A 24220-nucleotide genomic window follows, 5' to 3' on the forward strand; every position below is an offset into this window, starting at 1 on the left:
CCATGCACGATCATCGACAGCATCAGCAGCGCATCACGACACTCATGGCATCGCTATTACTGTGCACGGCATGCGGCGGCGGCGGTTCGGCATCGAATACCTCCGCTGCGCCCGGCACCGCCGCATCCGCGACGACCGCGCCAACGACCAGCACAACATCCGACAGTGTCACCACGAGCACCGCTTCGACCACCAGCACCACCGCACCTCCCGCCATCCCGCATACCCGCTCGTCCTGGAGCGATGTTATCTCCTTGCCGATCGTGCCGGTGGCCGCCGCCAATCTGCCGAACGGCAAGGTGCTTACATGGTCGGCCTTTGCGCCCGATAACTTTGGCGACGAAAACGCCTGGGGACAGACTTACTCCGCCATTTTCGACCCGGCATCCCGCACCAGCCAGCAGCGCGTCGTCACGGAAACCCAGCACGACATGTTCTGCCCCGGCACGACCATGCTTGCCGACGGCAGAATCCTGATCAACGGCGGCAGCAGCAGCCAGAAAACCACCTTCTACAATCCGGCCAACGATGCCTGGACCACCGGACCGTTGATGAACATACCGCGCGGCTATCCTGGCAACACGATCCTGGCCGACGGTTCGGTGCTGACGCTGGGGGGCGCCTGGAGCGGCGGCGCATCCGCCAAGGACGCCGAGATCTGGAGCCCGTCCGGGTGGCGCGTAATGTCGGGCATACCGATCGCGCCGTTCATCGGTCCCGACCCGCGCGGCACCTATCGCGGCGACAACCATCTCTGGTTGTTCGCGCAGGCCAATGGCCGGGTGTTCCATGCGGGCCCCGGGGCCAACATGCACTGGATCGACACCTCGGCCAACGGCCAGGTCGTCAATGCCGGCACGCGCGGTAACGATGCCTACAGCATGAACGGCAACGCGGTCCTGTATGACATCGGCAAGCTCCTGAAAATCGGCGGGGCTCCCGCCTACGAAGACGCCGATAGCAACAATGCCGCCTATCTCATCGACATGAACAACGTCTCGGTGCGCAAGATAGCGACGATGAACTATGCGCGCGCCATGCATAACAGCGTGGTGCTGCCGAACGGCCAGGTGGTCATTACCGGCGGCCAGACCTACGTCAAACTGTTTTCCGACGACAGCTCGGTGCTGATGGCCGAGCTATGGGATCCGAAAACGGAAATTTTCAGCAAGCTGTCGGCCATGCAGGTGCCGCGCAACTACCACAGCTTTTCACTGCTGCTGCCGGATGGCCGCGTGCTGGTTGGCGGCGGCGGCCTGTGCGGCGCTTGTACGACCAACCACGCGAATGTGGAAATCCTGACGCCGCCTTACCTCCTCATGGCCGATGGCACGGCCGCATCCCGCCCCGCCATCACCTCGGCGCCGACCACGGGCAGTTATGGCGCAAGCATTACCGTCACCACCAACGTCACGGTGAACGCTTTCGTATTGATGCGTCTTTCCGCAGTTACACATTCGATCAACAATGACCAGCGACGCGTGCCATTGCAGTCAAGCAGCGTCGATGGTCGCAGTCACCAGCTGGCCATTCCCGCCAACCGCGGAATACTTCCACCTGGTTACTACATGTTGTTTGCGATGAATGCGGACGGGGTGCCCAGCATTGCGAACACGATCCAGATTCGCTAGAAAAAAAATGGCAACGAAGTAGCGGCAAGGACGCCCCGGCGTGCCGGGGCTTTTAACTGAAAAATTACTTCAATCAATTTCTTCAATTGCATGCCTGACTTGTTGCTTGCGATTTATTGAATCACAACAAATGAGTCATTGAGGAAAATCACCTTGTTCAGGGGTCCGTCTTTTACAGTACTTACACCGGCTTGTATCTTTTGCTCACATTTTCATGCATCCGGACAGCACTGGCAAAAGCATGCGTTTGCAAATGCACCGTACAGCCCCAAGAAATTTTTTCCTGAACACCGACCCCACACAATTGGAGGCAAGATCATGCATAATTTCCGCGCAATCCCTGGACAGGCAATCGCCCTTACCGCTTCGTTGTTCCTGGTAGCGGCCTGCGGCGGCGGTTCTGATGGCGGACCGGCTCCTGCCGCTACGGCCGGCAGTTCAAGCACGGCAGCGGCCACATCGACCACCAATGCCACGACCACCTCAACATCGGAAAGCGCCACTACCACGACGAGCAGCACGACAACGACCCAGGCGCCGCCGTTCAACTTTGCCGCGGCGACACTGACAATCCAGCATAGCGGCTTTTGCCTGGGCGTCTCGGACGATGTCGTTGGCAGCAATGCACGACAACTCGCCTGTGTTGGTGGCGACGCTTTGCAAAGCTGGGAAATCAAATCCGCAGGTACGGACTATACGATCAGAAATTTCCAGAGCAATCTCTGCCTGCTGGTCAATGATGCTGTGCTGCCTGTTGACAGGCCTTCCTATGTTGTACAAGGCACCTGCGACGGCTCCGCCAATACCTTGTGGAACTTCCAGCAGACCGCCACACCAGGCAATTTGAATGTCGTCGCCAAGCATAGCGGTTTGTGCATGGATGTCATCGCCAGCGATCTGACACCGGGCAAGGAAATCATCCAGTACACCTGCAACAGCGTCGCCGGGCAGATGAATCAGCAATTGAAGATTACCGCGATCACGCCCTGAACAACACGGTCCTGAATTGTCACTCTGAGGCCCATCCGGCATTCATTTGCCTGGATGGGCTTTTTCAGTATCCCGAACACTGTACGCACAAAAATTCGGGGCGAACTGCCATGGTCAATAAACAGTATCAGAAGCAAACACGTGCAGTGGCCCTGCTCAGCATGGCATGCATGATCAGCGCCGCCGGCTGCACCAGCGACACTGAAGAGGAGGCACGGCAAGCCCGATACAGACGCGGAGAAAATATTTTTCTCGGTAATGAACTCCTGCCTGCGCGCATCGCCGGACACCAGGACTTCCTGCCCCCGCCAGTTGCCAGGTGCGTCAACTGCCATGTGCCCGGCCGCCGCGTGCCTGTCGACACGGAATCAGCGCCGTCCCTGAGTGGACAATCCTTACTGCAGACGCGTGCCAGACGTGGCGGTCCCGCGTTTGCGTACGGACGGGAAAGTTTCTGCAGCACCCTGCGCACCGGCATCGATCCTGAGTATGTGACATTGAAGCGCGCCATGCCGCGCTTCAACATGGATACCGAACAATGCCAGGCCTTGTGGGAGTATTTGACGGAGAAACACAGCGATGAAACACAGTAAGCGCTTGTCGGCGCCGCGCAACCGGCAGCGGCGCGGCGCCCTGCTCACCCTGATCGGCACAGCGCTGCTGGGCATCCTGCCAGGCCGTGCCTGGGCCCATGCGCTGGTCGGCGCAGTGCGGCCGCCGCTCCCGCTGCCAGCAATCAAGGTGGTCCGCCAAGACGGCGCCAGCGTCGCATTGCCAACGCTCTTGCAGGGCAAAGCCACGGCATTGCAGTTCATGTTTACCGGTTGCAGCCAAACCTGTGCCCTGCAAGGCGCCCTGTTCGCTGCAGTACAGCAGAAGCTGCCAGCCGATCTGCGGGGGCGGACGCAGTTGCTGTCGCTGAGCATCGATTCTCTGGGCGACGATCCGCGCGCACTGGCCAGCTGGCTGCGGCAGTTTGGCGCCGGTCCCGACTGGATCGCTGCAGTACCTGCCGCCGCCGACCTGGACCGCTTGCGTGCCGCGCTACAGCAAAGCAAAGATGGCCGTGACAATCACACCAGCCAAGTCTTTCTGTTCAACCGCGACGGCTTGCTGGTCTGGGCCACTGAAGACCTGCCGCCGGTGGCGGTAGTGCTGCGCCAGCTGGTGAATATCGCCCGCCCATGAAAAATGGCCGCTGATGCGGCCATTTGATATACCCAAGGTCATTTTTCCCGGGCATGTGCACTTGCCTAGTTCAATGGCGGCGGATTCTTGCGGATCTCTTCCATGGTGCTGCCGTAGTTCTTGTTCGGCACCAGCAGGGTCGCGGTACGCCAGTCCTTGGTGGCCAGCTTGGTGCGGCCGGTACCGATGCCCGGCGCATAACCCAGGCTCCAGGTGGCCTGGCCCTTGCCCGGCCAGTAATCGGCGCCGGCATTCACCACATACTTGGCGCTGTCACGGTCATCCGGCTTGCTGGTGTTTTCGACTGCCAGGCGGAAATCCATGGAAACATAGACTGCGCGCACATCCGTCGGATCGATGGAAATCGAGTTGCCGTAGCCATGATAGAAATTCGGATAATCCGGCTTGATCGACACACCGCCGGAAGATTCGCTGCGCACCGAGCCGGCGCCGGCATAGGCGAATGGATAGCTCCACATTTCCGAGTACGGCGCAGACTTGGTGTCGAGCTGCTTCCAGGTGCGGGTCGCCTGCGACAAGACATAGAAGCGCAGGTTGGCAACCTGCACGCGGCTGTTGGTGGCGGCATTGCCCTGCGCTTCCTGGGTGGTAAACCAGGTCAGCACGCTATAGGTCCACTCCGGGCGGTTGCCGGTCCACCAGCTGGGAATGGCATCGCCGCGCGGCGCATGCATGACGATGGCCGGCTGGTATTGCCATTCGTAGCGCGGATCGATGGCGATCGCTTCGCTCTTCGCATTCATGTCGCCAATGACCTGGTCGATGGCGGTCGTTGCCGCGGCCGACGATGTCGGCGCTGCCGGAACTGCAGGAGCCGGGGCGGATGACGGCGATGTTGTCGGCGTTGCAGCCGGCTCCGTACTCGATGCTGGCGCCGATGTCGAGTCATCTAATACTGTATTGAGGCTGGTACTGGCATTCTGGGACGCCGATGCAGTGGTAGCGGCATCGCTGGCGCCACCGCCACCGCAGGCGCTCAAGACAAGGGAAATAAGTAATGCAGAAGGAATTGCTATGCGTGTCAAATCGTTACTCCTGGAACGGCGGATTGGCGATTATTTGCACTAACGCAAGTTGGACGGCAAATAATCCTGACAAGAACGAAATGGCGAAGGGGTGCCATGTTCATCCAGCGGGGTTTTCCTGTCGGAAAGTGCTAGTACAGACCTTGTCGTTTGGAATTAAGTTCCGGGAAGATAGAGTTTCCTGCTTGAATTTGTCGTATTAGCGCGCAAATCCTTGCCAGGCATTTAAGAGCCTTGCACAAAACTCATGCAAACAGGAATGTCAGTGCGTTTGTGAAAACGTCCGTGAATATTGCATTCAGCGGGTTCCGCTTGCGCCTTTGACAGTGAGCAAAATAGAAACAAACTGCGCACGCTATCGTAGACGGAGGTAAAAACACTGCTCATTTCATTGAAAAGCGACTACGTCACTTTCATTGCTCGATCTGTCCGTTCACCCTAGGAAATGAATGTCATGCATAGAAAAATCACCAAGGCCGTGTTTCCTGTGGCAGGACTGGGCATGCGTTTTTTACCGGGGACCAAAGCCAGCCCGAAGGAAATGTTGCCAGTCGTCGACAAGCCACTGATCCAGTACGCAGTGGAAGAAGCCGCCGCAGCCGGCATCACCGAACTGATTTGACATGCCGCGTCCGAGACCAATCACATCATCGGGAAAGAGCAAGGTTTGAGTACTTTGCTGTCAATTAACAATTACTACTATCGTCGAGGCGGTGCCGAAGTTGTATTCCTCGAACAAAATCGGCTTTTTGAAGAAATCGGCTGGAAGATCGTACCGTTCGCGATGCGTCACGAAAAAAATCTCCCCAGCGAATGGGCGGATTACTTTGTCGATGAGATTGAATTTGGTGAAGATTACAATTTCATGCAAAAGGCCCTGCGCGCCCAGAAAGTCGCCTACTCTTTCGAAGCCCGCCGCAAGATTTCGCAATTGCTCGACGCGACGAATCCACATGTGGCGCACGCCCACAATATCTACCATCACCTGTCGCCTTCTTTCCTTGGCGTACTCAAAAAACGTGGCATCCCGACCGTGATGACCGTGCATGACCTGAAACTGGCCTGCCCCGCATACAAGATGCTTGCCCATGACGGCATCTGCGAGCGCTGCAAGGACGGCGCCATCTGGAACGTGGCACGGCAGCGTTGCATCAAGGATTCTTTCACCTTGAGTAGCGTGGTGCTGGCAGAAACCGTGCTGCATCGCCTGCTCGGCAGTTACGCCAACGGCATTGACCGTTTTGTCGTCCCCAGCCGTTTTTGTCTGGAAAAACTGGTCGAATGGGGCTGGCCACGTGAACGCTTCACTTACATTCCCAATTTCGTCGATCTCGAACAACTGCGGCCTTGCCATGCGCCTGGCAAATCCTACGTTTTCATGGGTCGGCTCACGGCCGAAAAAGGCGTGGCGACTTTCGTGCGTGCGGTGGCCGCCGCCGGCGTCAGGGGCTGGATCGTTGGCACCGGCCCCGAAGAACAAAAACTACGGGCACTGGCTGAAAGCAACGGTGCCAATATCCAGTTCCTCGGCTATCAACAAGGCACGAAGCTGTTCCGTATATTAAGCGCGGCGCGTGCCCTCGTACTGCCGTCGGAATTATATGAAAACGCCCCGGTCAGCATCATGGAGGCTTATGCACTGGAACGTCCGGTCATTGGCGCAGATATTGGCGGGATCCCGGAGTTGATCAGGGAAAATGAAACCGGTGCCATGTTCCCCAGCGGCGATCACCTGGCCCTGGCCGACAAGCTACGGCAGTTTGACGCCATGTCGCAAACGCAGATACACACCATGGGCAAGGCCGGTCGCGTCTGGATGGAAAACGAATTTACCGCGCGGCATTACCTCGCACGCTTGCTGGCGCTTTATCAGGACATGGGGGTGGCGGTATGAAAAGACCTTTATCGATCATGTGGCTGGGATTGCGTGGCTTCCCCAACGTCCAAGGCGGCATTGAAACGCATGCCGAGCACCTCTGCCCGCAACTATCGGAACTGGGATGCGAAGTCACGGTCATCGTACGTGCTTCCTACCAGCCCAGCCAGATCGGAGCGGAATGGCACAAGGTCCACTTCCATCCGTTATGGGCACCGCGCGCCAAAGGACTGGAAGCGATTGTGCATACCTTTCTCGGCGTACTGTACGCTGCCGTCAAGCGCCCGGACATTCTCCATATACAGGGTATCGGCCCGGCCCTGATGACGCCGCTGGCGCGCCTGCTGGGATTGCGCGTGGTCGTAACGCACCACGGTCCTGACTACGACCGGCAGAAGTGGGGCAAGCTCGCCAAGGCAGTATTACGACTCGGCGAGTTTTGCGGCATGCACTTTGCCAACAGGCGCATCGCGATTTCGGAAGTCATCCGGGCACTGGTGCGTAGAAATCACGGCGAGGAATGCGTGTTGATTCCCAATGGCGTTGATCTGCCCGACCGTCACGGTACGGTTGCCAGCCTGGACCGCTTCGGTTTGCAGCCGCAGCGCTACGTGCTGCTGGTCAGTCGCCTGGTCCCGGAAAAGCGCCATCACGACCTGATTGAAGCATTCGCACTGGCGCGACTGGATGGCTGGAAACTGGCGCTGGTCGGTGGTGCCGACCATCCGGACCACTATACCTGTTCGGTGCGGGAAGCGGCACGCCAGACGCCAGGGGTGGTGTGCACGGGCTTCCAGACCGGCGAGGCCCTGAACGAACTCTATGAACACGCAGGCATTTTCGTGCTGCCCTCGTCCCACGAGGGCTTGCCCATCGCATTACTGGAAGCAATGAGTTATGGCTTGCCTGCGATTGCCAGCGACATCCCGGCCAACCAGGAAATCAATTGCCGCGACATCGACTATTTCCCCGTCGGCGATGTGCATTGCCTGGCGGCTCTTCTGAAGAAGCGTGCGGCAGTAGCACAGGAACAAGGACGGCGCGCGCGCCTGCGGCATTTTGTCCTGAAACGGTACAAGTGGCAGGATGTCGCCCAACGCACTTTTGCAATTTATGCCGAAATACTGACTGACGACGACCGCTACGAGCCAGCCCATGGCTTGTTGAAATGGCTCGACCGGCGGTAATGGTGTGCGTACAGATTCAGGCTTCTCCATCGGTGACAATTCACAGGAGCTTATGCATGACCGTACTAAAACATAAGGACGCTGATGTCCACATCGAACAACTGCCGAACGGCAAAAACAAAATCGACGTGGCGATGCATCAGGATTTATTTATCCCCATAAAAAATTGTGAAACGGCCTATCCGCTCGATCTGATCGAAAAACTGTTGGGCATCAAGGGTCCAAGCTGGCTTTGTGACGAAATCATGCGGGAAGAGTCGCCGGACCATGTGGTCCAGAAGTCATTGCATTACGATTTGTTGAGCTTTCGCGCGCCCGAAGAATTCAAGGGAAAGCGCCTGCTGGATTTTGGATGTGGCAGCGGCGCCTCGACGATGGTGCTGGCGCGGATGTTCCCGGATACCAGGATCGTGGGTGTCGAACTGGAAGAAAAGCTGGTGTCGATTGCAAAAATGCGGGCGGCACACTACGGTTACCAGAATCTGGAACTCCTCCTTTCTCCGGATCCGAGTTCACTGCCGCCATCGATCGGTGAATTCGATTATGTTGTATTGAGCGCCGTTTATGAGCATCTGCTGCCCAATGAACGGGAGCCCATCTTGCATCAACTCTGGAATGTACTCAAGCCTGGCGGCATTCTCTTTCTCAATCAGACGCCTTATATCGGCTTTCCGATAGAAACGCATACCACTGGCGGCCTGCCTTTCATAAACTATTTGCCTGATAAATTAGCTTGTTTTTATGCCCGCCATTTCTCGAAAAGGCAATTACAGGACAAATCCTGGAAAGAATTATTAAGAATGGGGATAAGAGGCGGTAGTGTGCAGGAAGTCGTCGACATCCTGAATCGCACGCCGAGAAGCTCGATTCTATTGAAACCGGTAACACGTGGGCTGAAGGACAATATCGACCTCTGGTATCGGCAATCCCGCACCGACAATCGATTTCCCCTCATTAAAGCACTGGTTTTTTACGCGTCAAAGCTGGTAAAAATGTCTACAGGGGCCATCATGGTGCCGTATTTATCTCTGGCAATCATGAAAGATAAAAGCCAGAACAGCTGATTGCATACCTGGATTCCCGTGCCAGTCCGGGACTACCTGGCAAGCTCGAAGTAGGTGGTCGGGCCAGCCGGCAGATTCGCCGTATCCAGTTCAATGTCGAGCAGGTCCGCCGATTTTTTCAGTGGCAGTTCGACACCGCGTTCGCCATTGAGCTTCAAGGCAAACAGACGCATCCGGTCGGGCTTGGCATGGCGGAGTTGAAAGCGGATCTTCGCCGTTTTCAGCATGACCGGCCTGCCGCCAAGTTTTTTCAACACCCGGCCTTCCGTATCGGTGAATTCCATGCCGCTATTGCGGGCATCGGCGGCGAAAATGAGCAAGATACGCGTACTCGAATCCAGCGGTGCCCCATCCATCGACGATGCCGACAGCAGTGCCGGGCCGCTCGACTCCCTGATCCGCAGATTCCGCAAGCCGTCTGGTAACGCCAGCTCGAAAGCCGCCGCTTCGGTGCGCGTGGATGCCACGCGCAATGTGCGCTTTTTGGCATCCAGGTGAATTTGCCCGGTGTCGCTCTCCAGTATGCCGTCATTGACATTGCTGGCGTTGGACTTTGGCAGGATGGCGGCTTGCTTCAGTTCATCGATGCGCTCCTGCCCGAGGCCGCCCGGGTCGATTGCCAGCAGTTTGCCAATTTTTCGTGCGATCCTGGCCATGCCGGTCGGCGCCGCATTGTCGGGATTAATCGACAGATCCATTTTCATTGCCGTCGCACTTGCTGCACCGCCCTGCTTGCCGTCGTGCCCCCCTCCTTGCCACAACACGCCGATGCCGCTGACCAGGGCAAGTTGCTTGATATCTTCTGGCAACTGCCCGATGCCGCCCTGGCGCTCAAACACATACGCATTTCCCAGCATGATCGCCAGCCGATGTACCGAAGCCTGGACATCGCCGCGCAGGAACAGCAGCGCCGCCAGCGTTTCGCCGGCACGGGCGACGGGGTCTGCACCGGCAGCATAGGGAAACAGGTATTGGTGCCGCGCGCCACGGTTGTTGCCGTATTCCAGTTCGATCGGGCCGCTCGCATGGCGACAAATGGCATCCCAGTCCTGCAAGGCAGCATAGGCGCCCATCGCCAGTCCGGACTCGAAACGATAACGATTCCAGAATGGCTGATCGAATTCGGTGACCGCAAAGGGTTTGTTCCAGTACCGTCCCGCTGCCAGGTCGCGAATATAGGCCAGTTTGTCCGGCAGCGAGCTTGCCTGTCGGATGCTGGAGCCCGGCGCGACAAACGCCGACGGCTCATCATGATAGGCATGCGCGGCCACCAGGTCGAGCTGGGCGCGCGTGGCAATGTCCTGGACAGTGAACCAGTTGTCGAATCCGGAAATCATGCCCGGGTAGCCGCGATTGCGCAGATGCGCCGACATCCATTGATGGGTACGCGCCTGCATGTTGAAATAAAAACGCTGCGCATCCGCCATGCGCGGCGAAGAAGTCCATTCCCGGCGCGGCAACGCCACTGCGCCCGCGCCTGCTGCGTTCACACCCCATTTTTTGAGGGCATGCTCCACCGAACCATGCTGCCGCACCAGCCAGCGGCCAAACTCCTGGTTCAATGCCGGGCTCGCCTGGTGGTTCAGCAGACTGTTCAGCCCGCCCTCGTTGACGGTGATGACAGCCAACAACGCCGGATCCTGCAGCGGACTGATCCCGGTGTAGGGATTTTTCACTGCGAGCACCTGGTCGACCATCTGGCGCCAATGCTGCTGGTCTTGCGGATCGAGGTAAACACCAAGCTTGACATTGCGCCGGTCTGCCCAGCGATCGGGCCCGACATCGCCATAAGCGCCGTTCCAGGACGTCATGGCATCGAGCATCCAGTAAATGCCTTCACGCTTGAGCGCCGCAAGAAAATAATGGAAGCGGTCGAGCTGCACCGGATCGAAATCAAAATCCTTGCTGCGTCCATGCATCAGGACATTCTCGACAAAATGAAAACGCGCCAGGTTATAGCCATGCAGGCGCAGCTGGCGGGCATAGCGGTCCGCCGTTTCATGTTCGGGAAAACCTTCCTCGACGCCGTATGGCTGCGAGGCGCACAGGAAGCGCTGGCGCCTGGCCGGCTTTTTTTCAAACGCGATGTGGCCATCTGGCGTGGCGATTGGCCGCCCGTGCTTGCCGGCCGGACCGGCTTCGACCAGCGCCGAAAAATCCAGTATATTGCCCGGGCGTATGCTCAAATCCTGGTCTGGCACGGCGCGCCACTCGCCGGCTGCAAGCGGCGCAGCCGCCGGCAGCAACGCCGCCAATACGGCCAATACGGCCAGTTCGGGCAGGCGCCGTGCACGCGGTCGGTTGGCTAGGTTTGCCGGTGGTCGGCCGCGCATGGCAATACCGTGCTTGCGTGTTTGAAGACCTGACGATAGGCATGCGCAACTTCTTCAGCCAGCTTGTCGTAGCCGCGCGCCTGCCGCACATAGCGCGGGCCTGCCAGTGCCATGTGCCGGCGCAGCCCGGCATTTTGCAGCAAAGCCAGTACCGCGTCGGCAAGTGCTTGCGGCCCCAGCTTGACGCAGATGCCTGCCCCGCCCTCGCGGATCACCAGCGCCTGGTCGGGATTGTCATTGCCTACCACGGGCACGCCGAGCGCCATGTATTCGATTGCCTTGGTCGGCGAGCCGCAGTCGAGCAGGAAACCGCGCGGGATCACCGACAGGCCGATCTCGGCAGCGCGCACGTAACGCCATGCCTGTGCCGTCGGCAGCCATCCGGTCCAGAGCAATGCGGACGTGACGCCGAGTCGATGTGCCTCCTGCCTGAGCCATGCACGATGGCCGTCATCGGGGGTATCGCCGGCAAGCACCAGCAATATGTCCGGCACTTGCGCGCGCACGATGGCCAGCATGTCGAACAGGATATCGATCTTGCGTACCTGGTCCAGGGCACCGAGATAGACCAGTACGCGCTTGCCGGCTAGGCGCGGATCGTCGCTGGGCATGACCTGGTGCGGTTGCGCCATCTCGAGATCGACACCCATCGGCACCGGCGTCATCCGCGCACGCGCAATGCCCTGGCCGGCGACATCGTCAGCCATCTGCCGGCTCTGCACGAATATGTGGTCGGCCCGCGGCAGCACGATCCGGTACAACAGCCACTTGCCGAGTGTGCCCTGCAACAAAGGAAACCAGTAACGCAGGCCGCCACGCGGGCCGCGCGCCCGGGCCCGGAAAATCTGCCCCTCCGATTGCGGAAAAGACATCCAGTAAAAAAAAGGCACGCCTTTGATGCGGGCGACGATCAGGCCGGCCAGCGCCGTCAGCGGCATGTCGCGCACCTGGATGGCATCGTATCTGGCGCGACTGAAGCCGCCCAGCATGCGCAGATTGTGCCAGGTCTTGGCAAAGTATTGCCCGGACCGGCTCAATGGCAGCCGGCACAGCAGTGCCTGGCCGCCGCCCCAGGCACATTGGTCGCCTGCGCCATCGGCATCGTGCTCGGTCACCAGGTCACTGGTCACCCCTAGGCGCGGCAGGTATTTACCGAACAGCACGGCCACATCCGGCCGGAAGGTTGGCCAGGATTCGTGCGATATGAATAGCAAATGAATCTTGTCGTGATCGCTCATGGACGTTGGAAGGAATGGTGCCGGGCCGGCCTGTCTGATTCCGCCAGGGCCGGATCGGTCCGATACAGAAAGGCCAGATAGCCGAGCAAGCTGGCAATCAGGACCTGGAACGGCAGGAGGTTGACCGCACTGCTGTTATAAAAGAGGAATACCAGCACAATGGCCAGCGCCGCCTGGATCGACAGCGCATCGACGCGGGCCACAGCGTCACGGCTATCGCGGCCCAGGCGGTTGGCGGCATGCCAGGCCGCGCCGATGACCAGAAAATAAAGCAAGGCGCCAACCAGGCCGACATCCCACAGCAGCGCCGCAACCGCCGTCAGGTCGATACTGTAGCGGGCGAATTGCATGCCGATATGGCCGGCAAGGAGATTGGTCGGCGACCAGTACGAACTGCCGATGCCATGGCCGAACAGCAGGGTGAGCGGATCGTGCCAGCCATGCCGCTCCCACCAGAAGCTGAGCACGGTGGTCCGGTTCAGATAGGCACGCCCATATCCGGCCTGCTCGAAGTTGTAGTGCACGATATTATTGAGCACGGCCGACAACGTGCTTTTCATCATCAATGTCACGTAGATGTATCCCAGTAAAGCAGTGATCGCACAAAATCCCAGAATCACCGGCATATAGCGCGCCGGCGCCTTGAAAAAATCCCGCCGCAGCAAGATGAATACTGTCAACGGCAAGAGCAGCACGACGATCTTGGTTTCGCCCAGGCCCAGCGGTATCAGGCAAATCAGGGTACACGCCAGGTAACTGCGGGTTGCCAGCAAACCGGCATGCCAGCGCATGCCCAGAAACGCCAGCACGATCAGCAGGAACGCCGACATTTCGGCATTGGGACTGCCGCCGTACAGGTTGGCGCCGAAAGTGCCGGCCACCACATCCAGCGCTGCGCTGCCGGCGTTGAGGCCGCCGCGCAAGGGCACGAGCACCACGAACTCATACAAGGCGACCGGCAGTTGCAGCAACGCGATCGCCAGGATCAGCTTTTGCCAGCGCCGCATGTCGTCAGTGGTAAATCCCAGCGTGGCAAGCGCAAACAGCAAGCCATACGCCTGAAAATAGCGTTTGAAGCCGGCGACGAATTCATCAAGCGAATACCAGTCGAAAGCACTGCCTGCCACGCAAAGCCCGACGAAAGCCAGCGCCAGCCAGACAAACAGCGGCACCCGTTTTAGCTGCAGCAGCTTGAACAATGCCAGTGGCCACAGAATAAACGACAGCAGGGAAAGCGCCCACGGCAATCTGACATACGCCGGCCCTGCCAGCGAGACCAGTACGCCGGTGGTGAGGCTGAGCCCGATCATGATCCAGATGACCATGCGCGGTGCGGCCAGCAGAAAGGCGCCGGCAAGCAAACCAAGGCCGGCGCCGATCATGACCAGGTCGGCGGTGGTGGCCAGCACACCGAGGAACAGCGAGGACAGCAGCATCAGCGCCCCGATCGTGCCCCATAAAGGCAACTTGCTGGCCATGCGGGTCGGCACGCCAATATCTCCGCCATGTCCGACATGTCTCGGATACGCGCCAGTGTGCTTGATGTTCATGGTCTGGCAATCTCCTCTATCGCCTGCAGAAACACCGGTTCAATCCGTTGCCAGATGTAGCGCTCGCCGCTCGCGCGCGCCTGCCGCTTGAGTTGAGGTAGCTCACCGCGCCGCTGCCACATCATGCCAATCACCGTTGCCAGGCTTTTGCTGTCATAGCGAAAGATGAAACCATTGCGGCCATTCGCCACATAGTCAGTATGGGTACGGATGTCGCTGGCCAGTACCGGCAGCCCTGCCACCAGATACTCGAACAGCTTGGTGGGCGGATTGAAGCGCCACCATGGCTGGTCTTCCCAGAGGCAAAGTCCGACATCGGCCTGTTGCAGGCACGCAGGGATTTCCGTACCGGAAATGCGACCGCGCACGCGCACTGCTTCGGCAATGCCAATCCGCCGGGCATACTCGCGACAGTGGGCCTGTTCGGTGTCATTGGCACCCACCAGCGTCAGTCGCGCAATGCAGCCATCACGATTGGCGATGGCAATCGCTTCCAGCATGATGTCGCGTCCGCGCGCCTTGCAGACCGAACCGACATAGACCAGCTCCAGCGGCGTGCCGCTTGCAGCGGCGACGCTATGCAAGGCGGCCGAATCGAAAGCAGCATCCACCCCCATGTAAATCAGGCGCACACGCTGCGGGGCGCAGCCATGCACGAGCAAGTCGTCCCGGTGCGCTTCGCCGATCGGCATGACGACACTGGCCTTGCGCGCTCCCTGGAATATGAGCCAGCGCGCAAGAAAGCGCAGCCCGCGTTTGACCGGCGCAGCAGCATCGGGGGCGGCGGCAAAATGGCTCGGATGCTCATTCCAGTACAACGCGGTGGCGACGCCATGCGCCAGCAAGGCGACCGGTGCCACCAACGAATGCAGCAATACGGCGCAATGGGGACGCCGCGCGCGCAACAGCTTGCCGCATTCCCAGATATAACGCAGCCAGCCTGCGCGCCCTTCCCCGCCTGCCAGGATGATGTACTGGAGATTCGGAATGGCGAGCTCCGCCTGTTCCAGCGGAAAATCGCTCACCAGGGTTACCCGGTAATGCCGTGCAAGCGCCTTGATACGGTAGGAAAAATCCAGAAACCCCGGCTGTTCCCTGGCAAAGCGGGTAATCACGATACACTCGCGCGTAGCGGCGTGGCTGGCATGGCTCATCGCGCTTCCTTGGACAGCTTGTCGACTGCCGCGGCTTTTTTTATCGCCTGACTGGGTTGCGCCGAAAGTGGCCCGGATGAGCGGGCAATTGTCTTGATCGCTTGCAGGAATTCCGGCTCGATCCGGTCCCAGAGATATTGCTCGCCGGATCGGCGCGCATTGCGCTTCAAATAGGGCAAGTCCGCACGGCGTTGCCAGAGCAGCCCGATGGCGTCAGCCAGGCTGCGACTGTCATACTGGCAGATCATGCCGTTGTACCAGTTCGTGACGTACTGCGTGTGGGTACGGATGTCGCTGGCCAGCACCGGCACCCCCGCCACCAGGTATTCGAACAGTTTGGTGGGCGGATTGAAGCGCCACCACGGCAGGTCTTCCATAAAGCACAAGCCGGCATCGGCGTTTTCCAGGATTCCGGGAATTTCACGGCCCGGGATACGTCCACCGACCCGCACCGCATCGGCGATGCCGAAGCGTATGGCGTAGCCAGTGCAATAAGCGATTTGCTCTTCGCAGGCGCCGACGATGGTCAGGCGGGCGATTGGCCGCTCGAGGTTGGCAAGAACGATCGCTTCAAGCATCACATCCCTGCCGCGCAAATGATTGACGGTACCGTTGTAGACCAGTTCCAGCGGCGCGTCGGTCCGCCTGCTGGCTTGCTCATCCCGGCGCCGCACGAAACTGGCGTCGACGCCCATGTACAGGAGGCGAACGCGTCCCGGCCGGCAGCCCAGGCGCAGTAGCTCCTCATGATGCGCTTCGCCGATCGGCATCACTAGATCCGCCATTTTGGCGGCTTGAAGAAAAAACACCTGCAAGGCCAGATGCCGGGCCACGCGCTTCCACCACGGATGTCCCGGCGGCGATGCAGTGAAGCGGCTCGGATGTTCGTTCCAGTAGAGCGCGGTCGGAGTCTTTCCTGTCAACAGCACCAATGGCGTCAGGATGGAATGCAGCAGCACCGCGCAAGCTGGCTTGCGGGCACGCACCAGACGGGCACACGCAAGCATATAGCCGATCCATCCGGCCCTGCCGTCGCCATACGGCAGCACGCATGACTCGACACCGGCGTACGCCAGTTCGGGCTGGGTCAATGGATAGGGACTGACCAGCGTCGTCCGGTAAGCTTTGGCCAGCGCCCGTACCCGGTAAGCGAAATCGAGAAAGCCTGGCTGATCCCGCGCCAGCCAGGTAATGACAATGCATTCATCCTTCACGGCTTGCCTCCCGCCGGCGAATCCGTGCCACCGGCGAATGCCCCCGCTGGCCCTTGCTTGCGTTTCAGCATGTCACGCACGGTCTGGAATTCGCGCGGATCGGCGAGACGCAACAGCGTGGCCCCCAAGCCGAAAAGCGCCAATGCCACCACGCCAGCCAGCAAGACCTGCCCCAGCGGTGATGCAACTTGCGCACTGGCGAACATGGCACCCAGCCATGCGCCCAGGGTTGCCAACAGTAATTTTCCGTGAAAACCCCATTGCAGGTCATAATGCCAGCCATGTTTGCCGAGCAAGCCAACCGCCACCAGATTGTTCACCAGTTCATAGGCCAGCGGTGCCGCAACCAGCCAGGCATACTGCCCGCTGGCGAGGGCCACGCCGATTGCCAGTGCCATTGCAGCCAGTGCCAGGCAGCCCGAGATCGTCAAAATCCCGCTTTTACCAACGGCATTGATCATGATTTGCATGATGGTGGCGTGGCCACCCAAGGCGAGTTGCAGGATCAGCAGCGGCAGTATCCAGGCATGCTCGGTATATTTTCCTGCAGTCAGAACATGCGTCAATGGCTGCGCGATGGCGGCAATCCATGCCAGGCCGGGCATTAGCAGGAGCAGGTTGCATTTATAAAGCAGCCGGCTGTGGTGGCTCAGACGGCCGAAATCGCCGTCACGGACAAAACCCGCGATGAGCACCGGCTCGGCCAGATTGAGCATGAATTGCAGCGGCAGGTATTGCTTGAACCGCTCAAGCAAATGAATGTAAAAGCCATACACGGCGACAAAAGGCGCCGTCAGGAAAACCGCGGCAAGGATGATCATCGAGGTGTTTTGCGGCAGCGCGGCCAGTAGATTGTAGCCATAGTTGTCGCGCGCCAGCTTGCGTACCTGCGCCCATGGCGGCCATGGCGTGGCATTGCCGGGGGCCGCTATCGTCCCGCTGCCCTGGCTTGCCATGTAGCGATGAATGGCCCACGCCAGAATCAGGGCGCCGATACCATCAGGCAGCGCCATCAGCCACAAGGCCTGTTCCAGCGTGATGCCGGCATGGCCGGCGAGGAGTGCCAGAATCAGGAGCAGGCGACCGCCCCATTGCACCACCAGCACCCGCGTCAGGATTTTTTGCTGCACCAGCGCCTGCATCACTGCGGAAAACAACTGGAACGTCGCGCTGCTCAGCAAGACAAAGGCCAGCGCCAGCGGAAAATCCGGCGCCAGTGCCAGCCCGGCAACGCGCCCTGCGAGCACGGGCCACGACAGCCACAACGCGCCAATCAGCAAGACCATCACTGCAAGGCGTGCGGCGCAGGCAATCCAGATGAAGCGCGCCAGCAAGGGCCCAGGATGATGCATCACGCCTTCGGGAATGAAGCGGACCAGCGCCCGTTCCAACCCCAGTCCGGCCAGCATGCCAGCCAGGCCGCAGAATCCCAGAATCGCAGTGTAACCAGCATAAGCCGGCATCTCCATGTGCCGTACCAGCAGGATCACCGTAACAAATCCTGCGGCAGCCGACATGCCGCGCCCCAGCAGGTAATGTGTCACGCCGCGGCGCACGTTTTCCCGCGAATACGGCGAGGTATTCATTGTATCGATGCCAGCGATGTCCGGGGCCGGGCTTTTCATGGCATGAAGGGGCCACGGACGAAATTACCCGGCACCGCAGCTTGTCGCGCAGTTTTCATGATCATGTGCAGTGCGCTAGAAGTCGAGCAGCACCGACCCGACGACTTCGACGCCGTTACGCTTCAACTTTTCGCGCACGGTGCCGAGGTCCGCCAGATAGGTCCCGTCCTTGCGTGCGACCAGCAGTACGCCGCCGACGCTGGCAGCAATCGCCAGTGCGTCGGCACCAATGGAAAGCGCCGGCACATCGATCAGGATGGTCTTGAAATGCCGCCGCAAATTTTCCTGCAATTCAAGGAAACTGGGCCGGAACAACAATTCCTGCGGATTGGGCGGGATGGTTCCGGCGGGCAGGATGGACAAGTCTTCAAAATGTTCCACCCGACAGATCGCGTGCATGCCGCAACGCCCCGCCAAAATTTCCGACAGGCCTTGCCTGCCCTTGATGCGGAAAATCTCGTGCTGCCGCGGATCACGCATATTGGCATCGACGATCAGCGTCGGCTCACCCAGCTGCGCGAACACCACGCCCAGATTGGCAGTAAACATGCTGGCCCCTTCATCCTGGCCGATGCTGACGATGACCAGGGCGTTGCGGCCGTTGGCGAACCAGCGCTGCACCAGCTGGCCGCGCACCCCGCGCAACATTTCCGCTTCATCGCTGAACGGCTCATAAGCGGCGATCAGGTCCTGCGAATAATCGCCCTGTCCCGGATGCAGGTAAGGAAAACCGAACTGGTTCGCCAATACCTGGCTGACGTCGGCTTCCGTAATCAATCCCAGCGATTGGGCGGCCTCGCCGAAGCGCATGCCTTGTTCGCGCTGCAGGCGCAAGATGCGCTCGGTATCGGTCGCGGTTATTTTCCCCTGGTCGAGCAGGATACGTCCCATCGTCGAATCCTGATTGATGGACACCGGCAGGGTCGCCATTGGAGGAACTCGCTGATTCATTTTGCTCGCCTTTCTTAATTCGCCAGCGCGGGACGCTGCATGCCCAGACGAGGCGTGCTGAATCGGTCGTGACCGCGCCGGCTCCAATCGATTACACCAAGCACCGGCGCATCGAGCACATCGACCAGGTCATTGACCGTGCGCACGCGCCGGTCCGCCATTTCTGCCAGCACGCCGATGGCGACCCCCAGCGCCGTTCCCAGCAGCGCCGCCAGCAGGGTATTGAGTAATACTTTCGGGCCAGCCGGCGAGGTCGGCGGCACGGCCACGTTCAATACTGCAACATCAGTCTGGTTGGCTTGCCCTTCGATGCTGGTCTGGGTGAAGCGCTGGGTAGTCGTATCGTAGGCGCGCTGGGCATTTTCCACTTCGCGCGCCAGCATGGTGATTTCATCCCGCGCGCGGTTCAATTCAAGGACTTTGGTTTTTTGCTGGTCAAATGCCGTGCGCAATTCGGCTTCGCGCTGCTGCAGGATGCGCGCATTGTTGGCAACGCTTTGGGAAATCGCCGCGGTCTGGGCATTCAGTTCGGAACGCAACTTCCCCACTTCTGCCTGGGATGCAAGATATTGTGGATGATTACGCCCGAGGTTTTGCGTGGATTGCGAAAATCTTGCCTCGGCGCGTGCCAGCTCGGCCTTCAAGGTTTGTATCAGCGAGTTGCTGACCACATCGGGCGAATTGCCGGCGCTGCCCAGTGCGCCGCTGCGGCGGGATGTCGCTTCCAGCATCTGCGCCTGGGCCAGGACCAGTTGGCTCGACAAGTCGTTCAGGCGGTTGGTTTCCACATCCAGGCGCGTATCGGCATTGACGATCCCCTTTTCCTGCTGGTATTTCGAGAGCCGGTTTTGCGCTTCCTCCAGGTTTTGCCGCAACAGCTTGGCCTGGTCATTGAAGAAGCCGGAAACCTTTTTCAAAGGTTCCGCCTTCAGCTGCACACCGGTTTTCTGGTAGGCGCTGGCAAAGGCGTTGGCGACCGAAGCAGCAAATCTGGGATCGGCTCCCTTGAAAGTGATGTCGATCACGCTGCTTTCACGGGATGGCAACACTTCCAGGTTTTTCAGCAACAAGCCGGCCAGCCAGTCCCGGATCGAGCCCCGCCCCTGCATCGCATCCTGGAATTGCTCCCTGACTTCCGCCCCCTGATCCAGCTTGAGTTCATCGACCACCTTCAATGCGACGTTTTTGCTGGCGATGATATCTACCTGCGTCGCCATGTATCCAGGCAGCAGCTGCGCCGGCAAGGACGCACCGTTAACAGGATCGACGCCACGGTAATTGAGTACCAGGGAGGTAGTGCTTTTATATACTTTGGACTGTAGCAGACTGACGGTAAAAGCCGTCAGCACCGTCACGATCAGCGTCAAAAGAATGATTTTGCGGCGACCACGGAGGATCTGCAGGAACTGGTAGAAATTCATCGATGCACTCGTCAAGGTTTTGCGGATGTTTCAGAATTTCCGGGAGTTCAGCCGCCTGCCATCAAAACAGGCTTTCCCGTACATAAACGACATCGTCCATTTGCACGATATCCTCGTGTCTTGCCGTGATCTCGCGCAAGGTGCCATCGGCGTCACGGCGTTTCAGGCGCACGCCGCGATCGGTGCCGCGCGGACTCAGGCCGCCGCCCACCGACAGTGCCTGGATGACGGTCATGTTGCGCTCGAGCTTGTAAGTGCCGGGATGCTGGACTTCGCCATAGATATAGAAGCGCGGTGCACGCTCGACAAAAATGACATCATTGGTCTTGAGCTGCAGATTTTTCTGCATGTCGCCGTTCTTGACCATATCCTGGATGTCGAGGTTTTCCTTGATGGCCTTGCCATTGCGGGTGCGCACCAGGGTGATCGTATCGCCGGCGTCGGGCGTCGTCCCGCCCGCCAATGCCAGGATTTCCGTCAGACTGCGCCTGCCATCGACCGGATAGCGTCCCGGCCGCGCCACCTGCCCCAGTACAGAGACTTGCTGGCTCTGGTTCTGGGCGATGGCGATATTGACTTGCGGGTTGCGCAGATAGCCGCCGCGTTCAAGCATCCCGGAAATTTTCTTCTCTGCCGCCGCCGGCGACAGTCCACTCACCTTCACTTCGCCGATCAGGGGATAGGAAATGTTGCCGGATTCCGAAACCCGGGTTTCCAAAGAAAGATCCGGATGTCCATATACACTGATCCGCAACGTATCGCCTGAACCGAGCTCGATATCGGCGGCCCCTGCCGAACTGACGATTAGCGAGATAAGTAAGGCCAATATCCATTTGAAATAGCTTTTCATTTTGAATTCCCCATGCTGGTTCAAAATCAAGGCTGTGGCCGATACACGGCACCGGCCGCACCTCACTGCGCCGCGTGCTGTTGCACCCCGGACTGACTGACAAACTTTTCTGTGTCGGCAAGCGTCGCGCTGCCCTGCATTCGCGCGAGCGGTGCGCCTGCACCGTTCGCATATTCGACTCGCGCGCTGAGCCGCAGCCGCGACAATTCTGCCTGGCCAAGTTCGCGCGCCTTTTGACTTTGCAAGATGCGCTCGATTTGCGGCGTCGCGGTCGCGAGCGTCACCGGGCTGGGCTCGATCGCCATAATGGCGAACAGCGATGCGCTGTCGCCTTCCCTGACTACCGCCATCTGCCCGGCTTGCATGTCCTGCATCCTGGCCAGCAGGGCCGCCGGCATGTCGGCGGAACTGCGTGTTTGCCGTGCTTGCGTATAGAGTACCCGCCGGCCATCCAGCCATGCGGCAATATCTTCCAGCGTTCGGGCCTGATCCAGTACGCTCTGCAATTCGCCGGTGAGCTGCGTGGATGGCAAGGCCATTTCTTTCAGGTGAAACAGTGTGCGTTTTGCAAATTGCTCCGGGTGCCTGTGGAAATAGGCGGCGATTTCATCGCGCGACGGTGCCGGGACATACGCAAGCCTGCTCTGGAGATATGCCTCGGCCAGGATTTGCGCTTTGGCGCTTTCGATCGCTGACATGACGTGTGGATCGCGGTCGATGCTGTGACGTTGGGCTTCGGCCTGCAACAACTGGCGATCAATTAATTTCTGCAATACCTGCGTGCGGCCGGCATCGGTCGGCCCGGTGCTGGTGCGCAGAAGTTCATTGCCGAACTGGTATTCGGTGATTGCCTTGCCGTTTACCCTTGCCACAGCTGCGCCGGGCAAATCGAATTTCCCGCAAGCACCCAAGGCAGACGAAAACACCACCAGAAACGCCAAGGACAAGCCACGCCATCGCCAGGAAGATCCGGGCCCTGTCATTGAAAAGAGACTGAAGCGCAAGAATCAACTCCCTCAAGCAGATGAAAAACATCGAATTTTCAAAGGCCTGAACGCTCGATCGCGCCTGCGCCTCTAAAAAATTTGCATGGACTCAATTTAGCATTGGCCTTTGCAAGAGCTTTGTTTTAGCGCAGGGGATGGTTCACAAATGGAACAGCCGCCAGCATGGGCTGCGGATTTGTATCAAAAATGTGAAATCCGGCCATTCCGCTAGCGATTGCTGAGCGCGGGACAGCCAAAGAAAGAGGGGGGAAATGACGGAAATCCCGCGAAGCGCTTTGCGGGCGAACCCGGGCGGAACGCGCGCGCTCCGCCTGTATTTACCCCTTTGTCTGGAGGGATTTCCGGTATATCTTAAAATTCGTAACGGGTGCCCAGGCTGACACCGACATTACGATAGGCATTTGCCGCCACATCCGAGCCTTGCGCGGTACGATAGACTGCAGTCTGGATGCGCAGCTTGCGGATCGGATAATACGACAGCTGCAACGAACCATAATTGACGCGGTCCTTGCGCGCCAGATTGGCCGGGGTGTAGTCGCGGCGTTCATGCTGGTAATATCCATCCAGCCGCAGCTGCTGCGTAATTTCCCAGCCCGCCCCAAGGCTGATGCCGCGATTGAGTGAATAAGAAGCGGTCTGGTCATCGAGCGCGCCGATTTCCCGCCAGAGGCTGGCATTGACCGTGGTTTTGCCGGTCGCGCGCCAGGTGGCGTTGACGCGTCCATTAAAACCTGAAAAGTCATTGGCGGGCGCCAGATCGTTGTCACGCTGTACCCAGCCGGCAAGGAACAGCAGGTCCGTCTTGCCGGTCAGTTTCCAGTCGACCCGGCCCTTGATTTCATCCTGGGAATAATCGTTCAGCGGGCTGAACTGAAACTCACCCTCGGCATGACGGTATTGCAGGCCGATGCTGCTGCCGCTGCGGGCAAGGTAATCGACGCCGACTTCGCCGTCATTGACCGTGCGATTGGCCACCTGCGGCCCGGTTTGCGCATAGTCGAGCTCATAATGGCTCAAGCCGCCGCGCAAGCGCCAGCTCGGATGCAGGCGCCAGCTGGCGTCGAAGTACTGGCGGTCCTGCGTGCGCACGTTGGGCAATTGTGACGGCAAGCCTGTCACGGTCAGGCTATCCTGGACGGAAGTCAGGGCGCGCACATGGGTGGCACCCAGATTGCCTTCAAGATGCTTGCCTGCATGCCAGTTCCAGTTAGCGCGAATATCCCGGCCGTTGTAATCCAGATTGCTGAAACGATTGAAGCTGGTGCGATCGAGGTTGAGGCTGGCAGTGAGCCGTTGCTGGCTGATGGTTTTGTCGAAAATCAACCCCGCTTCCACCCGCCGCGCCGTATCGGAAAGCTTGGGCGCGCCGGCGGCAATCGCGGCATTACTGGTGCCAAGAATATTGTCCTCATGGGTTGCGGAAATCCCGACATGCACGCGCACGACATCGCCCTCGCCTGCCGCCTGGGTCTGTGCCTGAGCCAGCGCGGCGAGCGTCATTCCGGGAATAATGAGTAGTGGCAGCAAGCGCTGACGGCGCGATACCGGCAAACGTGCTGTTGATTGCTTGAACATCATAAATTTCATCCCTATCAAGAAAAAAGCAGTATCTAGTCTTGTCCACCGCGGCGAATATCGAACGCTTCTCCGTTGGCAATTCAGGTCAGTGCAGGTCATTACGTAGTGTGTTGATTATAAACCAGGTTTATTTCCATAAAGATAATCCCCTTATCCTGGTTGCCGGCTTTCCATTCAATTCTGCCGCATGTCAACAGATTGCTGAACTAGAAACGTCAATCCGGCTGTCGACGTGCGGTTAAAACACCACAGTCCTTCCCGGTCATCATGTTTTGTCAAGCTTCATGCTGATCGGCCTTGCCTGCCTTTCCCGGATT

General features: G+C 59.1%; 20 protein-coding genes and 1 pseudogene. 9 read left to right on the plus strand and 12 right to left on the minus strand.

Annotation, left to right across the window (positions count from 1 at the left end):
- Nucleotides 1-2 precede the first annotated feature (2 nt).
- The 4 genes from D3878_RS05285 to D3878_RS05300 all read left to right on the plus strand — a co-directional run bounded on the left by D3878_RS05285 (nucleotide 3) and on the right by D3878_RS05300 (nucleotide 3809).
- Nucleotides 3-1631, plus strand: a complete 1629-nt coding sequence (locus D3878_RS05285) for a galactose oxidase early set domain-containing protein (protein ID WP_158592188.1) — start codon at nucleotides 3-5, stop codon at nucleotides 1629-1631.
- A gap of 318 nt (nucleotides 1632-1949) precedes the next feature.
- A complete protein-coding gene (locus D3878_RS05290; protein ID WP_119784520.1) occupies nucleotides 1950-2621 on the plus strand; it encodes an RICIN domain-containing protein in 672 nt (223 codons plus the stop codon).
- A gap of 110 nt (nucleotides 2622-2731) precedes the next feature.
- Nucleotides 2732-3214, plus strand: coding sequence for a hypothetical protein (locus D3878_RS24025; protein WP_199688091.1), 483 nt, complete (start codon nucleotides 2732-2734; stop codon nucleotides 3212-3214).
- Nucleotides 3201-3809 carry an SCO family protein gene (locus D3878_RS05300; protein ID WP_119784521.1) on the plus strand — a complete coding sequence of 203 codons (609 nt, stop codon included), beginning with the start codon at nucleotides 3201-3203 and terminating at the stop codon, nucleotides 3807-3809. The genes D3878_RS24025 and D3878_RS05300 overlap by 14 nt, the downstream gene beginning before the upstream one ends.
- A 65-nt stretch (nucleotides 3810-3874) precedes the next feature.
- Here D3878_RS05300 and D3878_RS05305 read toward each other — a convergent pair whose 3' ends face one another.
- Nucleotides 3875-4855 carry a hypothetical protein gene (locus tag D3878_RS05305; protein WP_147383890.1) on the minus strand — a complete coding sequence of 327 codons (981 nt, stop codon included), beginning with the start codon at nucleotides 4853-4855 and terminating at the stop codon, nucleotides 3875-3877.
- A gap of 454 nt (nucleotides 4856-5309) precedes the next feature.
- Here D3878_RS05305 and D3878_RS05315 point away from each other — a divergent pair.
- From D3878_RS05315 to D3878_RS05330, 4 genes and pseudogenes are all read left to right on the plus strand, one after another.
- Nucleotides 5310-5474, plus strand: a pseudogene (locus D3878_RS05315) (sugar phosphate nucleotidyltransferase); the annotation flags it as partial.
- Nucleotides 5475-5522: 48 nt separating this feature from the next.
- Entirely contained in the window at nucleotides 5523-6749 is a 1227-nt protein-coding gene (locus D3878_RS05320; protein WP_199688092.1) for a glycosyltransferase family 4 protein, read from the plus strand.
- A complete protein-coding gene (locus tag D3878_RS05325) occupies nucleotides 6746-7918 on the plus strand; it encodes a glycosyltransferase family 4 protein (RefSeq protein ID WP_119784525.1) in 1173 nt (390 codons plus the stop codon). The genes D3878_RS05320 and D3878_RS05325 overlap by 4 nt, the downstream gene beginning before the upstream one ends.
- Nucleotides 7919-7974: 56 nt before the next feature.
- Nucleotides 7975-8982, plus strand: a complete 1008-nt coding sequence (locus tag D3878_RS05330; protein ID WP_158592189.1) for a class I SAM-dependent methyltransferase — start codon at nucleotides 7975-7977, stop codon at nucleotides 8980-8982.
- A 32-nt stretch (nucleotides 8983-9014) separates the two neighbouring features.
- Here the strand turns inward: D3878_RS05330 and D3878_RS05335 are convergent, their stop codons facing one another.
- The 10 genes from D3878_RS05335 to D3878_RS05380 all read right to left on the minus strand — a co-directional run bounded on the left by D3878_RS05335 (nucleotide 9015) and on the right by D3878_RS05380 (nucleotide 22247).
- Nucleotides 9015-11315, minus strand: coding sequence for a glycoside hydrolase (locus D3878_RS05335; protein WP_119784527.1), 2301 nt, complete (start codon nucleotides 11313-11315; stop codon nucleotides 9015-9017).
- Nucleotides 11288-12553 carry a glycosyltransferase gene (locus D3878_RS05340; protein WP_199688093.1) on the minus strand — a complete coding sequence of 422 codons (1266 nt, stop codon included), beginning with the start codon at nucleotides 12551-12553 and terminating at the stop codon, nucleotides 11288-11290. The genes D3878_RS05335 and D3878_RS05340 overlap by 28 nt, the downstream gene beginning before the upstream one ends.
- A complete protein-coding gene (locus D3878_RS05345; RefSeq protein ID WP_119784528.1) occupies nucleotides 12550-14103 on the minus strand; it encodes a hypothetical protein in 1554 nt (517 codons plus the stop codon). Before D3878_RS05345 ends, D3878_RS05340 begins: the two co-directional genes overlap by 4 nt.
- On the minus strand, nucleotides 14100-15257 hold the full coding sequence (locus D3878_RS05350) for a glycosyltransferase family 4 protein (protein WP_119784529.1): 1158 nt from the start codon (nucleotides 15255-15257) through the stop codon (nucleotides 14100-14102). Before D3878_RS05350 ends, D3878_RS05345 begins: the two co-directional genes overlap by 4 nt.
- Nucleotides 15254-16471, minus strand: a complete 1218-nt coding sequence (locus D3878_RS05355) for a glycosyltransferase (RefSeq protein ID WP_119784530.1) — start codon at nucleotides 16469-16471, stop codon at nucleotides 15254-15256. Before D3878_RS05355 ends, D3878_RS05350 begins: the two co-directional genes overlap by 4 nt.
- On the minus strand, nucleotides 16468-18096 hold the full coding sequence (locus D3878_RS05360) for a lipopolysaccharide biosynthesis protein (RefSeq protein ID WP_119784531.1): 1629 nt from the start codon (nucleotides 18094-18096) through the stop codon (nucleotides 16468-16470). The genes D3878_RS05355 and D3878_RS05360 overlap by 4 nt, the downstream gene beginning before the upstream one ends.
- A 75-nt stretch (nucleotides 18097-18171) precedes the next feature.
- Entirely contained in the window at nucleotides 18172-19047 is an 876-nt protein-coding gene (gene epsG, locus D3878_RS05365; RefSeq protein WP_119784532.1) for a chain length determinant protein tyrosine kinase EpsG, read from the minus strand.
- A gap of 14 nt (nucleotides 19048-19061) precedes the next feature.
- On the minus strand, nucleotides 19062-20468 hold the full coding sequence (gene epsF / locus D3878_RS05370; RefSeq protein WP_119784533.1) for a chain length determinant protein EpsF: 1407 nt from the start codon (nucleotides 20466-20468) through the stop codon (nucleotides 19062-19064).
- 61 nt (nucleotides 20469-20529) lie between these two features.
- Nucleotides 20530-21318 (minus strand): polysaccharide export protein EpsE, encoded by a 789-nt coding sequence (gene epsE / locus D3878_RS05375; RefSeq protein WP_119787718.1) that lies wholly within the window; start codon nucleotides 21316-21318, stop codon nucleotides 20530-20532.
- Between the two features lie 62 nt (nucleotides 21319-21380).
- Nucleotides 21381-22247, minus strand: a complete 867-nt coding sequence (locus D3878_RS05380; protein ID WP_233556457.1) for an EpsD family peptidyl-prolyl cis-trans isomerase — start codon at nucleotides 22245-22247, stop codon at nucleotides 21381-21383.
- Here D3878_RS05380 and D3878_RS24030 point away from each other — a divergent pair.
- The gene (locus D3878_RS24030; RefSeq protein ID WP_199688312.1) at nucleotides 22171-22398 is read left to right on the plus strand and encodes a hypothetical protein; all 228 of its coding nucleotides are present in this window, start codon (nucleotides 22171-22173) and stop codon (nucleotides 22396-22398) included. The two genes, D3878_RS05380 and D3878_RS24030, sit on opposite strands and share 77 nt — an antisense overlap.
- 278 nt (nucleotides 22399-22676) lie before the next feature.
- Here D3878_RS24030 and epsL read toward each other — a convergent pair whose 3' ends face one another.
- Nucleotides 22677-23903, minus strand: coding sequence for an XrtB/PEP-CTERM-associated polysaccharide biosynthesis outer membrane protein EpsL (gene epsL, locus D3878_RS05385; protein WP_158592191.1), 1227 nt, complete (start codon nucleotides 23901-23903; stop codon nucleotides 22677-22679).
- Between the last annotated feature and the right edge of the window lie 317 nt (nucleotides 23904-24220).

It is taken from the genome of Noviherbaspirillum sedimenti, assembly GCF_003590835.1.
GTDB lineage: Bacteria > Pseudomonadota > Gammaproteobacteria > Burkholderiales > Burkholderiaceae_D > Paucimonas > Paucimonas sedimenti.